Origin of the sequence: Citrobacter sp. Cpo074 (assembly GCF_030332745.1) — a bacterium.
In the GTDB taxonomy this organism is placed as follows: Bacteria; Pseudomonadota; Gammaproteobacteria; order Enterobacterales; family Enterobacteriaceae; genus Citrobacter; species Citrobacter portucalensis.
In genome coordinates this window covers 562765-575774 of sequence record NZ_JAOWHG010000033.1, presented here as the reverse complement: position 1 = coordinate 575774, position 13010 = coordinate 562765, and the positions used below count along the sequence as shown (strand labels likewise).

Below are 13010 nucleotides of genomic sequence, written 5' to 3'. Positions count from 1 at the left end.
ACCGTATGGACAAAATCAGAGAATGGTTCAGTTACTGGTTTGGAGGACTTACTGCAATGGGCGGAGTTCTCTCCCTAAATGACTGGGCTCTAATCGTGGGTATTCTTTGTACTGTCGGCACATTCGGAATCAACTGGTACTACAAGCGCAAAGAGCGCGAGGACAGATTGAATGGGAATGTCACCGGCGCTCAGAAATAAAATCGCAGCCAGTATCGGCGGCGGAGCTATCGCAATTGCCACCGTGATGCTATCCGGAAAGGATGGGCTTGAAGGTCGTGAGTATGTGGCATACCGCGATGTTGTTGGAGTGCTGACTGTCTGTGATGGGCATACCGGATCCGACATCATCACCGGCAAACGATATACCGATAAAGAATGCGACGCACTAACCCGGAAAGATTTAAAACGCATCTCCGCTCAGGTTGATCCGCATATCAAAGTGCAGACCACTGAAACCCAGCGAGCTGCAATATACAGCTTTGCGTACAACGTCGGCGCTACCGCAACCATCAACTCAACCCTGTTGAAGAAACTCAACGCCAAAGACTACGCTGGAGCATGCTCTGAGCTAAAGCGCTGGGTATATGCTGGCGGCAAGAAGTGGAAAGGCCTGATGAATAGGCGCGACGTTGAATATGAGGTTTGCACCTGGAGTCAGAAATGAGCAGGTTAACCGCAATCATAATTGCCGTTGTCTTCTGTATAATCGTGTCGCTTGGCTGGGCTGTTAATCACTACCGCGACAACGCCACTGAATACAAGAAGCAGCGAGATGAGAAAACTCAGGCGCTGAATATGGCTAACGCTACCATCACCGATATGGTAACCCGGCAGCGCGATGTTGCTGCTCTGGATGCTAAATACACTCAGGAATTAGCTGATGCGAAAAAGCAGCTTGATGATTTGCAGCGTTGCGTTCGTGATGGCAAGTGTGGGTTGCGCATCAACGCAAAATGTCCCGCGAACGGAGCGACCAGCTCCGGCGGCCTGGGCGATGCTTCCGGCCCCCGACTTACAGACTCCGCTCAACGGGATTATTTCACCCTCAGAGAGCGAATTGCCACAGTGACTAAGCAGGTCGAATATCTGCAGGACTATATCAACACACAGTGTCTTAAATAATTTTGGAGATCTCATGAATTTCGGACAAGCACTTGAAGCTGTTAAGAGCGGAGCGAAGATTTACCGCGAAGGATGGAATGGCAAAGGCCAATTCGTCATTAAAGCTGGCGGCTACACAGTTAGCGAGGCTCGACCTGGTTCTGATTATGCGCGCGCTGGAATTGTAGGTGAATTCACTATTCAGCCACACCTCGATCTGAAAAACGCACAAGGACATATGCAGCCTGGATGGGTTCCATCTCAGGGCGATCTGTTTGCCGAAGATTGGTTAGCTGAGCCTGTATCCGAATAGTTCATTACAGAAGCTCTTCAATGAGGGGCTTCGATAATGGGGATTAACTAACGTGGTGATTCATGAGGAAGCGAGAGCGTGAAGTAACATTGCTCTACGGAATATCACTCATACGCGATGACGTTCTCAATCATCCTGAGATAAAGCCAACGCTGGCTGACAGAATCATCACCTTCATACACCACTTCTTCTACATCGCATCTGCGCTTGTTATCGCAGCGTCAGGATTCGCATTCTTCATCTGGTCATCGGCGTTTCTGTAAGTCGATGCAATACAACAACCGGAGCCAACAATGGCAGAGATTACCGCATTGACAGAATTACAGCAGATGAACCTCGATATCCTTCGCCTGGTGCAGAGTGATACTGCAGCAGCAGAAAAGGCGATCACCTTCGTGGACGGTAACAAGCTCAAGTTTGAACTGTTCAAAGACCAACTGGTTCTTGCGGCTGCGCAGCCAACTCCGGTATCTCGGGTTGATAAAGCGGTACGTGAAGCGCAGGAAGCATTAACTCTGTTCACCGCCGGAGCATGATATGACCACTGTCGCATGGGACGGTAAGACATTGGCATCCGACACCCAAGCTTCAACTGGTGATGTCGTTTGTTCTCTCAGTGAGCAGAAGATTTACACTGCGCCATCATCCGGATGGGAAGTGTACGGAGACAAGATAGTTGCCATTGGGTGTTCTGGTGATTGCGGCGCTGAAATGGAACTGCAAGAACTCATGTCAAATGGTCTGACATACGCCACCGAGTTTCTACCAACTTTCGGGTTCTCTGCCATAGCTATTATTGGCCACGGTCGAGCATACGTAATTAGTAAAAAAGAAGGCGATACCCGGGCAAATATTTCGCTTCAGGTTGAGCCTTACGCCATAGGTTCTGGTGGATTAATTGCCAGAGCTGCAATGCGATGCGGTAAAGACGCTCGCGAGGCGGTGCAGGTAGCAATTGAGATGGATTGCTACTCAGGCGGCAATGTCGATTCATTCACCACGACCAACTACCATACATCGTTATAGGAAACTAAATGGCAAAGCTAACTGCAGCAAAGCGCAAGAAGATTCCAAAGTCTGAATTCGGCATGCCTGGAGAACGAAGCTACCCGATGCCTGATAAAGCTCACGCAGCTAACGCAAAGGCTCGCGCTACTCAGATGGAGAACGAAGGCAAGCTGTCCCCATCAGCCAAAGCGAAGATTGACGCTAAGGCTAACAAGGTGCTCAAGAAGCCGAAGAAAGGAGCTAAGTAATGGCAAGCTTCTTCACTGTCGTTGATGACCCTCGTAATGAGCGAGTATTTCTCTATCGCACAAACGAGCCGGTCGATGACGTAATTTATCTGGACTCAGACCCAACAGGGGCAACAGCTATCCCAATGCCTTCTGCGATTGCAAAAGTGGATCTTGGTTCAGCCACAAACAAAGCTGGTTTCGTCATTCCTTACAAGGATGGCGTGAAGCTTAAAATCACAACCAACTTACCGGCTACGGCTTCCATTGGTGACACTCTGTCACTGGCATGGACTGGCGGCGTACCACCGTTTGATGTGAGAACCGAAGCGGGTACCACGCTTTACGATGTCGTGACTCAGCCGGGACGAAGCTATTCATTCAACACCACCGGTAAAGCGGCAGGTACTTACAAAATGACCGTTAAAGATACTCATGGCGTGACTGTCGTCTCTGGCAATTGCGTTGTGAGCTAAGGATGAAATATGGCACTCACGGACAAGCAGGAAATGTTCTGTCATGAGTACCTCGTTGATTTGAACGCCACTCAAGCGGCTATTCGTGCGGGGTACAGCGAGAAAACCGCTAATGAGCAAGGCGCTCAGAACTTAGCAAAACTTAGCATTGCCCAACGCATCTCCGAATTGAAAGCAGAGCGAAACGAAGCGGTTAAAGTTGATGCTGAATATGTGCTTCGTCGCCTTGTTGAAATTGATGGAATGGATGTTCTTGATATCGTGCTTGCTAATGGTGAACTGAAAGCCATTAAAGACTGGCCGAAGGTGTGGCGAACAACCTTATCCGGCATGGATGTAACCGAAATGGCTGGCGATTCCGCTGGCCTCCTGAAGAAAATCAAATGGCCTGACAAGGTAAAGAACCTCGAACTGCTTGGTAAGCATATCGATGTCCAGGCATTCAAAGAAAAAGTAGAGCACTCCGGTGAAATCAGTCTTATTGACCGCATTCAGGAGGCCCGCAAACGAGCAAGAGGTAAGTGATGTCAGACTTTGAGGCAATGCTTGCCGAGGACATGGGGGAGTTCTTCTATGATCCGCTCGGATGGGTGATGTATGCGTTCGATTGGGGAAAGGGAGAGTTGACCGGCTATGACGGGCCTGATGAATGGCAGCGAGAGTTTCTTTCTGATTGGGCGAAAGCTATCAGTGAGAATGATTTTGACGGTGTGATGCCTGTGGAAGCATATCGATGCGCTACCAGTTCAGGTCACGGCATCGGTAAGTCGGCATTAACAGCCTGGATCATCCTCTACATCATGAGTACCAGACCACAATGTAAGGGAGTGGTCACAGCAAACACCTCAGAGCAGCTTCGCACTAAAACGTGGGGCGAGCTTGGCAAGTGGAAGAAACGCTGTATTACCGGACACTGGTTCGAGTACAACAACGGCAAAGGCAACATGAACATCTACCATGTGGATCACATGGAGTCATGGCGCTGTGACGGTCAGACATGTCGAGAGGAAAACAGCGAGTCCTTTGCTGGTCTCCACGCGGCCACTTCCAGCCCGTTCTATATCTTCGATGAAGCGTCTGCGGTACCGGATAGGATATGGGAAGTTGCTGAAGGTGGACTGACTGACGGAGAGCCGTTCTGGTTTGCGTTTGGCAACCCGACACGTAATACCGGGCGCTTCCGTGAATGTTTCCGCAAGTTCAAGCATCGCTGGCGTCGTCGTCAGATTGATAGCCGACTTGCCAAGATGACCAACAAGGCGCTGATCGCCGAGTGGGCCAGCGACTACGGCGAAGATAGCGACTTCTTCAAAGTGCGTGTTCGCGGCCTGTTTCCGTCTTCATCTGAAATCCAGTTTATCCCTCAAAACTACGCCGATGCGGCAATGAACAGGCAGCTCGAGCATAGTCAGTATGGCTTTGCGCCGAAGATTATCGGTGTTGACCCTGCCTATACCGGCAGTGATGAGGCTTCGATTTACATGAGGCAAGGACTTCACTCCAGGCTTCTTGGCACCTATCCAAAAACTGATGACGACGTGAAGTTTGCGCAGATTGTCGCAGGCTTTGAGGATGAGCATAAAGCAGATGCTGTGTTCATCGACTTCGGTTACGGCACTGGCATTCACTCCATCGGCAAATCATGGGGCAGGGGATGGCGTCTGGTTAACTTTGCTGGCGAGTCCAAAGACCCTCAAATGCTTAACAAGCGTGGCGAGATGTGGAACGCGCTGAAAAGTTGGCTGAATGAGGGCGGAAGCATCGATGACCAGCAAACCTCAGATGAGATTGTAGCCCCTGAATACAAAGTGAAGCTCGACGGCAAGATCGTCCTTGAGTCCAAAGACGAGATGAAACGCCGCGGGATTCCATCTCCGAACAGAGCCGATGCGCTGGCACTGACATTTGCATTTCCTGTCGTGAAGAACAAACCAAAACCAACAATGCCTGCACCTATTAAACCTGTCGCACGGAGAAGATGATGGCAGACAACGAACGTCTCAACTCCATTCTGTGCCAGTTCGACATAGACTGGTCGTCGGGAGATGAAGCCAGAACCGAGGCGACAAACGACCTTTACTTTAGTCGGGTTAGCCAATGGGATGACTGGCTATGTGAATACACAACGCTTCAGTACCGTGGGCAATTCGATGTGGTTCGCCCGGTGGTGCGCAAGCTCGTTGCAGAGATGCGCCGCAACCCGATTGATGTTCTGTACCGGCCTAAAGATGGTGCTAAACCAGACTCAGCCGATACGCTGATGGGCATGTACCGCACCGACATGCGACACAACGCTGCACGCTCAGCTGTAAACGTCGCGGTGCGTGAGCAGATTGAATGCGGTGTCGGCCACTGGCGACTCGTTACCGAGTATGAGGACAACAACCTAACCAGCCGCAACCAGGTAATCCGCCGCCGCCCACTTCACGAGTCATGCAACCATGTGGTCTGGGATTGCAACAGCAAGGAGCAGGACAAGAGCGACGCCAAGCACTGCACTGTCATTCAGCCGTTCAGCACGGAAGGATGGAAAGTCTTTGCGGAAGAGAACGATATTGACCCCGATATCATCCCATCATTCCAGAGCCCGTACATGGAGTGGCTGTTCCCGTGGATTTCGAAGGACGTCGTCTATATTGGCGAATACTACGAGGTCGAGGAGAAGAACGAGAAGGTATTCATCTATCTCGACCCGCTGACTCAAGAGCCGGTGAGCTACTACCAGCGTGACATCAAAGATGTTATCGATGAACTTGCTGACAAAGGCTTTGTTAAGGTCGCAGAGAAGAAGGTCAAGCGCCGCCGGGTATACAAGTCTCTCATCACCTGCACCGAGATTCTTAAAGACCGTGAGCTGATCGCCGGTGAGCATATCCCCATCGTGCCAGCGTATGGCGAGTGGGGGTTCGCTGGAGATAAGGAAGTGTACGAAGGCGTCGTGCGCCTAACTAAAGACGGGCAGCGCCTGCGCAACATGATTATGTCATTCAACGCCGACATCGTTGCTCGCAACCCACGCAAGAAACCATTCTTTACCCCTGAGCAGATCTCAGGATACGAGCACATGTATGGTGGGGATGATGACTATCCTTACTATCTGCAGAACCGAACCGATGAAAACGGGAACGATCTGCCGATGGGACCCATGGCATACATGGAAAATCCGGAAGTTCCTCAGGCTAACGCTTACATGCTCGAGGCAGCCACGGCAGCGGTGAAAGAGGTGGCAAGTCTTGGAGTTGATGCTGAGGCGGCGAATGGGCAGGTGGCTTTCGATACCGTCAACCAACTAAACATGCGGGCCGACCTCGAGACATACGTGTTTCAGGACAACCTCGCCACTGCGTTTCGCCGCGATGGTGAGATTTACCAGTCGATGGTCAACGACATCTACGACGTGCCGCGCAATGTCACCGTGACTCTTGAAGACGGTACTGAGAAAGATGTGCAGGTGATGACTCAGATGGTTGATCTGCAATCTGGTGACGTCGTAACGCTCAACGACATTCGTGGTCGTTACGAGTGCTACACCGACACCGGCCCATCATTCCAGAGTATGAAGGAGCAGAACCGCGCAGAGATTCAGGAGTTGCTCACCAAGGTTCCTCAGGGCACTCCAGAGTGGCAGATGTTGCTGTTGCAGTACTTCACGCTGCTTGACGGTAAAGGAGTCGAGATGATGCGCGAGTACGCCAATAAGCAGCTCGTCATGATGGGCCTGAAGAAACCTGAAACACCTGAAGAAATGCAGATGGTACAGGCGGCTCAACAGCAGCCTAAAGAACCATCACCTGAGCAGATCGCTGCACAAGGCCAGATGCTAATGGGTCAGGCTGAGTTGATTAAGGCGCAGAACCAACAGGCTCAGATTCAGGTCGATGCAGCCAAGGCTGAAGGCCAGAACCAGCTTAACGCAGCCAAGGTTGCAGAAATATTCAACAACATGGATATCGATAAGCAAGCTGAGTTCAGAGAATTCCTCAAGCTTATGGGTCAATTCCAACAACAGCGTAGTGATGATGCTCGCGCTAACGCTGACCTGCTGCTAAAAGACGCAGACCAAACACATTCCCAACGCATGGATTTCGCGAATCTATTGCGACAAGTTCAAACACCCTCCGGCGGCGTAGCCGAGAATCCTCAATAAGAGAGAGTTAATCATGGACCAAACCACCGAAATTCAGGCAACTGAAGAACAACGCCTGCCCGTCGATAACGCGGCGGCATCCGCAGTCGATCCTTCGCTAAATGCCAATGGCGAAACTGGACAGGAAGAAGGCTTCGAGATTGTCCTGAAAGACGATGAGAACAAACCAAAGCAAGACCCGGAAACTAACGCGAAATTTGCACAGCGTCGCATTGAGCGCAAGCGCCAGCGTGAACTCGAGCAGCAGGCTGAGGCAGTTAAGCGTGGAGAGTTGCCGGAGAGCATTCGGGTTACTCCTGATCTGCCACCGCAACCTAATTACAACGACTTCTTCACTGATGAAGCGTTGGAAAAGTACGGATGGGATAACGCTCGTGCACAGGCTGCTTTCCAGCAAGCTACAAACGACTGGCTGTTAAAGGCTCAGGATGTGCGTAGCAACGCAGTAGCAGAACAGGGGCGCAAGGTTCAGGAGTACACCCAGCAATCAGCGCAATACGTCGATGCTGCACGTAAGCACTATGACGCTGCGGAAAAGCTCAACATCCCTGATTACCAGGAGAAAGAAGACGCATTCATGCAAGTTGTTCCAGCACCGGTAGCAACAGACATCATGCGCCTTTTCCCAGAGAAATCCGCCGCGCTCATGTATCACCTTGGGGCAAACCCAGAGAAAGCTCGCCAGTTATTGGCGATGGACGGCCAGCAAGCGCTGATTGAACTCACTCGACTATCAGAACGTTTAACTCTCAAGCCTCGTAGCAAGCCAGTTTCTGAAGCACCTAACCCTGACGAACCAATTCAGGGGCAAGCTGTTGCAGCCAACATTTCTGCACTTGAAAAGCAGATGAATGCCGCAGCTGAAAGAGGTGATACAGAGACATATCGCAAGCTCAAGGCGCAATTGAATAAAGGATCTCGTAAATGAGCTTAAAAGAAGGCCAACTGGTCACCTACGCTATCGATGAAATCATCGAGACTGTGCAAAACCTGACGCCAATGGCGTCTAAAACCTCAAAGTACACTCCGCCAGCCGCATCAATGCAGCGTTCAAGCAACACTGTCTGGATGCCAGTTGAGCAGGAAGCACCAACCCAGACCGGCTGGGACCTGACTAACAAGCAGACGAACGTTCTGGAATTGTCCGTTAAGTGCAACATGGGCGATCCGGATAACGATTTCTTCCAGTTGCGTGCCGATGACCTGCGTGATGAGCGTTCATACCGTCGTCGCATCCAGGCGTCTGCCAAGAAGCTGGCAAACAACATTGAGACAGCCATCGCCAAACAGGCAACTGAAATGGGCTCGCTGGTTGTTCACGATGCTCGTTCAATTGGCCCCGCTACTGGCCTGACTGGATGGGACTTCCTGGCGTCAGCTGAAGAACTGATGTTTGCTCGCGAACTCAACCGCGACATGGGTATCAGCTACTTTCTGAACCCATCAGACTACCGTAAGGCAGGTCGTGATCTGACTGCTGGCGACATTTTCGGTCGCGTTCCTGAAGATGCATACCACAACGGTACCATTCAGCGTCAGGTTGCTGGCTTTGATGACGTCCTGCGCTCACCGAAACTGCCTACCGTTGTTGGCTCTACCGTTACCGGTGTTACCGTTACCGGCGCTCAGAAGTTTAAGCCTCAGGCTTTCACCACTGATACCGATGGCAACAACGAGAACGTTGATAACCGAGTGGCCACAGTTGTTGTTTCTGCTACCGCTGGGCTCAAGCGTGGTGACAAAATCAGCTTTGCCGGCGTGAAGTATCTGTCTCAGATGGCGAAGAACGTACTGACTGATGACGCGACATTCTCCATCACTCGCGTTATCGACGGTACTCACATCGAAATCACTCCGAAGCCGGTTGCGCTAGATGACACCACGCTGACTGCAGAAGAGAAAGCGTATGCGAACGTTAATACGTCACTGGCCGCATCTGCACCGGTAACCCTGCTGAACATCGCTTCTACCACCGCCAACATCGGCTGGGCTGACGACTCCATTCGCCTGCTATCCCAACCGATTCCGGCCACGCATGAACTGTTTGCCGGCATGAAAACCCAGACGTTCAGCATTCCAGGCGTTGGCATTAACGGTATCTTCGCAACCCAGGGTGACATCAACACTCTGACCGGTCTGTGCCGTATCGCCGTTTGGTATTCGGCTTGTGCGGTTCGCCCAGAGGCAATCGTTGTGGGTCTGCCAAACCAGACCGCACCGTAAATATGGTGGGGCTTCGGCCCCGCCTTCATTTGGAGATAGTTATGTCACAGATGGTATTTCGTCACGGCAGCGCGAAGAAATGGAAAGGCGTCGGCTATGACTTCGAAATCATCAGCGAAGATGACCTGCAGGAATATATCGATGCTGGATGGTTTGCGCATCCTGATGACCTGCTGAAAGATGTTGCAGAGCCAGAGCCAGAGCCAGAGCCAGAGCCAGAAGTAAAAGAACGCAAGAAGCCGGGGCCAAAACCAAAGGGGTAGCAGATGAACCTCACAACTAAAGGTGATCTCGTTCTCGCCGCGCTGCGCAAACTCGGTGTCGCATCTAACGCCACGTTAACCGATGTCGAACCTCAGTCGATGGAGGATGGTGTTAACGACCTCGAGATGATGATGTCTGAGTGGCTTGGCGGTGATGATTCACCAGGTATCAGCGTTGGGTATGTCTTTTCTGATCCTGATACACCTCCCGTAACTGACGATGACCACGGGCTGGCAAACAACGCGCTCAATGCCGTGATCACCAATCTAGCATGCAGAATTGCGCCAGATTACGGGATGGAAGCACCCGGCAAACTCATTACGACCGCGCGTTACGGTAAAGAGCAACTCGTCAAGCTCTCTGCCATGTCTCGCGCTCGTGACGCTAAATGTAAGGCCGGGTATCCAAACCGCACGCCGATTGGCAGCGGAAATCGACTGGCTACATACAATGGATGGAACTATTTCCACCGCAAAGGCCCATGTGATAACGGGAGCGACTAATGCCGATTCAGCAGCTTCCATTGATAAAAGGCGTTGGCAAAAACTTCCGCAACGCCGACTACATCGACTATCTCCCGGTCAACATGCTGGCGACTCCTAAAGAGGTGCTCAACTCATCGGGTTATTTGCGATCCTTCCCCGGCGTAACGAAGCTATCAGACGTTGCTGGCACATCTCGGGGGTCTGAGTACAACACCTCTCAGAATGCCGTATATCGCGTTATGGGCGGCAAGCTGTATCGTTCTGATTCGGCGGTGGGTGATGTTGCAGGTTCGTCTCGCGTATCACTGGCTCACGGACGCACGTCTCAGGCTGTTTGTGTTAATGGCAATGTTGTCGAGTACCGGTACGATGGAACAACCAAGACGATTGCCAACTGGCCTGTAAGTAGTGGCTATACGCAATATGAACTCGGTTCTGCGCGTGATGTTACCAGGCTGCGTGGTCGCTATGCATGGGCGAAGGATAACTCAGATTCATGGTTTATTACTGACCTTGAAGATGAATCACATCCTGACAGGTACAGTGCTGAGTATCGCGCTGAATCACAGCCTGATGGCATCATCGGCATCGGCACATGGCGAGACTTTATCGTCTGCTTTGGGTCATCAACCATTGAGTATTTCACGCTGACAGGAACATCGACAGTCGGCGCGGCGCTGTACGTTGCTAACCCGGCTTACATGGTGCCAAAAGGTATCGCCGGTACGTTCTGCAAATGCGTATTCATGGACGCTTACGCCATCGTCAGCAACCCGGCAACCGGTGCGCCTTCGGTATATATCATCGACTCTGGCCGCGCAACCCCGATCGCCACAGCAAGCATCGAGAAGATTATTCGCGAGTACACTGCTGACGAGCTTTCGACGGCCGTAATGGAATCTCTGCGCTTCGATTCTCACGAGTTGCTGATGATTCACTTACCGCGCCATGTGCTGGTATATGACGGAACGGCGTCACAGAACGGGCCACAGTGGTGCATTTTGAAAACCGGTTTGTATGACGACGTGTATCGCGCTATCGACTTCATGTATGAAGGTAACGCGATCACCTGCGGAGACAAACTGGAAGCGGTGAAAGGCGCTCTTCAGTTCGACATATCTTCACAGTACGAAAAGCAGCAGGAGCACCTGTTATTCACGCCGCTTTTCAAAGCCGATAACGCCCGTGTATTCGACTTTGAGGTTGAATCATCCACCGGCGTTGCCCAATACGCTGACCGGTTATTCCTTTCAGCCACCACTGACGGCATCAACTATGGCCGCGAGCAGATGATTGAGCAGAACGCGCCATTCGTTTACGACAAACGAGTCATCTGGAAGCGTGTAGGGCGCATTCGTAAAAACGTTGGTTTCAAAATCAGGGTTATCACCAAGTCACCTGTCACACTATCAGGCGCACAGATAAGGATTGAGTGATGGCTGATCCGTCTTTAAACCAACCAGTCATCGTCCGCGCAGTTAGCCTGAATGCTTCATCAATTCCAGTCGGATGGAGTCCAGCATACACGCAATACATCTTGTCTCAGGCAATAGACTTCACCAACATAGCAGGGAAAGCTAACGAAGCAGGGAAAGGTGCCTACGACGCGCAGGTTAAGAACGATGAACAGGATGTAACTCTTGCCGATCACGAGGGAAGAATTACCGCCAACACCCTGGCTATTCAGTTACTCGATGTACGACTGACGACGGCTGAAGGTAAGATTGATGTACTGCGCAACGATGTAGACTTCCTGATTGATGAAGTGGCAGACATTGAGACTACTCTTGCTAACCATGAGACTCGAATCACTGCTAACGAGGCAGAGTTAGCAGACCACGAAACGCGCATTGATGCTCTGGAATATGCCACCACACGGAAGAAATCAGAGGTTCTCTACACAGGGATATCCCAGGTCATCCCGACAACGGCAACAAACCTGATAACGATGCTCAAAGCTTTAACTCCATCATCAGGAACATTACTCCCGTTCTTCAACACAACAACGGATAAGCTAACTGTTTTCAACGAGAACAAGACGCTGAATTTCAAGTTGTCGATGATCGGCAGTTACCCGGGCGGCACGACAAACCGGTCAATGCAGCTAACTTTCTCCGGAGCAGTTCCAGACACGCTGGTAGCCAGCCGTAACGCTGCCACAGCTACGGACAACATTCTCCTTGCAACGTTCTTCAGCGTCGATCATGGCGGTTTCCTTGCCACAAATGGCAGCACCATAACCATTCAGGCAAACGGTGCGGCATTCACTGCCACAACCATCAAAATTATCGCGGAGCAATGATGATTAAATTCAAACCAACGCGAGATGCCGATTTGGTTGAGGCTGTCGGTAATCATCCAGACATCATCGCCGGTAGCAATAACGGTGACGGTTACGACTATAAGCCTGACACGAAATACTTCGAAGTCCACGTGCATGGTGAGTTCGGCGGAATAGTCTATTACCACGAAACGCAGCCGCTAACATTCGACTGCCACGCGATGTATCTCCCATGCGCCAGAGGATTCAGCAAAGACATTGGCCTGGCATTCTGGCGACACATCATTGCCACGACAAATTTCGCCTGCGTCATCTCCTATGCGGCGCGTAAGTTCCGTCATGGACAGATTTACTGCGCGATGATCGGCATGACTCGCGTGGGAACCATCAAGAAGTATTTCAAAGGCGTGGATGACGTGACCTTTTACAGCGCCACACGCGAAGAACTAATCGACTTCCTCCAGAAACACTCCAGGAGCTAAC

At 51.3% G+C, this 13010-nt stretch carries 17 protein-coding genes and 1 pseudogene; all 18 read left to right on the top strand.

Going from position 1 to position 13010, the window contains the following annotated elements:
- Positions 1–5 precede the first annotated feature (5 nt).
- The 18 genes and pseudogenes from OGX83_RS17025 (at position 6) to OGX83_RS16940 (ending at position 13009) form a co-directional block, all read left to right on the top strand.
- Positions 6–200, top strand: a complete 195-nt coding sequence (locus tag OGX83_RS17025; RefSeq protein WP_457809861.1) for an HP1 family phage holin — start codon at positions 6–8, stop codon at positions 198–200.
- Positions 172–666: a lysozyme gene (locus tag OGX83_RS17020; protein ID WP_286588674.1), complete on the top strand. Its 495-nt coding sequence runs from the start codon at positions 172–174 to the stop codon at positions 664–666. Before OGX83_RS17025 ends, OGX83_RS17020 begins: the two co-directional genes overlap by 29 nt.
- The gene (locus OGX83_RS17015) at positions 663–1124 is read left to right on the top strand and encodes a lysis protein (protein ID WP_286588672.1); all 462 of its coding nucleotides are present in this window, start codon (positions 663–665) and stop codon (positions 1122–1124) included. The genes OGX83_RS17020 and OGX83_RS17015 overlap by 4 nt, the downstream gene beginning before the upstream one ends.
- 13 nt (positions 1125–1137) lie before the next feature.
- Positions 1138–1416 (top strand): DUF2829 domain-containing protein, encoded by a 279-nt coding sequence (locus OGX83_RS17010; protein ID WP_286550270.1) that lies wholly within the window; start codon positions 1138–1140, stop codon positions 1414–1416.
- A 293-nt stretch (positions 1417–1709) separates the two neighbouring features.
- Positions 1710–1952 carry a DUF2560 family protein gene (locus OGX83_RS17005; protein WP_286588670.1) on the top strand — a complete coding sequence of 81 codons (243 nt, stop codon included), beginning with the start codon at positions 1710–1712 and terminating at the stop codon, positions 1950–1952.
- A gap of 1 nt (position 1953) precedes the next feature.
- Complete coding sequence (locus OGX83_RS17000; protein ID WP_286588668.1) at positions 1954–2442, top strand: Ntn hydrolase family protein; 489 nt, start codon at positions 1954–1956, stop codon at positions 2440–2442.
- An 8-nt stretch (positions 2443–2450) separates the two neighbouring features.
- On the top strand, positions 2451–2672 hold the full coding sequence (locus OGX83_RS16995; RefSeq protein ID WP_286588666.1) for a hypothetical protein: 222 nt from the start codon (positions 2451–2453) through the stop codon (positions 2670–2672).
- On the top strand, positions 2672–3127 hold the full coding sequence (locus OGX83_RS16990) for a hypothetical protein (RefSeq protein WP_286588663.1): 456 nt from the start codon (positions 2672–2674) through the stop codon (positions 3125–3127). Before OGX83_RS16995 ends, OGX83_RS16990 begins: the two co-directional genes overlap by 1 nt.
- A gap of 9 nt (positions 3128–3136) precedes the next feature.
- Positions 3137–3652 (top strand): terminase small subunit, encoded by a 516-nt coding sequence (locus OGX83_RS16985; RefSeq protein ID WP_286588662.1) that lies wholly within the window; start codon positions 3137–3139, stop codon positions 3650–3652.
- Positions 3649–5109 carry a terminase gene (locus OGX83_RS16980; protein WP_502873521.1) on the top strand — a complete coding sequence of 487 codons (1461 nt, stop codon included), beginning with the start codon at positions 3649–3651 and terminating at the stop codon, positions 5107–5109. Before OGX83_RS16985 ends, OGX83_RS16980 begins: the two co-directional genes overlap by 4 nt.
- Complete coding sequence (locus OGX83_RS16975; protein ID WP_286588658.1) at positions 5109–7274, top strand: portal protein; 2166 nt, start codon at positions 5109–5111, stop codon at positions 7272–7274. Before OGX83_RS16980 ends, OGX83_RS16975 begins: the two co-directional genes overlap by 1 nt.
- 13 nt (positions 7275–7287) lie before the next feature.
- Positions 7288–8202 carry a scaffolding protein gene (locus tag OGX83_RS16970; protein ID WP_286588656.1) on the top strand — a complete coding sequence of 305 codons (915 nt, stop codon included), beginning with the start codon at positions 7288–7290 and terminating at the stop codon, positions 8200–8202.
- Positions 8199–9497: a P22 phage major capsid protein family protein gene (locus tag OGX83_RS16965; protein ID WP_286588655.1), complete on the top strand. Its 1299-nt coding sequence runs from the start codon at positions 8199–8201 to the stop codon at positions 9495–9497. The genes OGX83_RS16970 and OGX83_RS16965 overlap by 4 nt, the downstream gene beginning before the upstream one ends.
- Before the next feature lie 41 nt (positions 9498–9538).
- Positions 9539–9780: pseudogene (locus OGX83_RS16960) on the top strand (hypothetical protein).
- Positions 9764–10264 (top strand): packaged DNA stabilization gp4 family protein, encoded by a 501-nt coding sequence (locus OGX83_RS16955; RefSeq protein ID WP_286588651.1) that lies wholly within the window; start codon positions 9764–9766, stop codon positions 10262–10264. Before OGX83_RS16960 ends, OGX83_RS16955 begins: the two are co-directional and overlap by 17 nt.
- Positions 10264–11682: a packaged DNA stabilization protein gene (locus tag OGX83_RS16950; protein ID WP_286588650.1), complete on the top strand. Its 1419-nt coding sequence runs from the start codon at positions 10264–10266 to the stop codon at positions 11680–11682. Before OGX83_RS16955 ends, OGX83_RS16950 begins: the two co-directional genes overlap by 1 nt.
- On the top strand, positions 11682–12548 hold the full coding sequence (locus tag OGX83_RS16945) for a tail needle knob protein (protein ID WP_286588648.1): 867 nt from the start codon (positions 11682–11684) through the stop codon (positions 12546–12548). The genes OGX83_RS16950 and OGX83_RS16945 overlap by 1 nt, the downstream gene beginning before the upstream one ends.
- Complete coding sequence (locus OGX83_RS16940; protein WP_286588810.1) at positions 12548–13009, top strand: DUF2824 family protein; 462 nt, start codon at positions 12548–12550, stop codon at positions 13007–13009. Before OGX83_RS16945 ends, OGX83_RS16940 begins: the two co-directional genes overlap by 1 nt.
- The last annotated feature ends 1 nt before the right edge of the window (position 13010 follow it).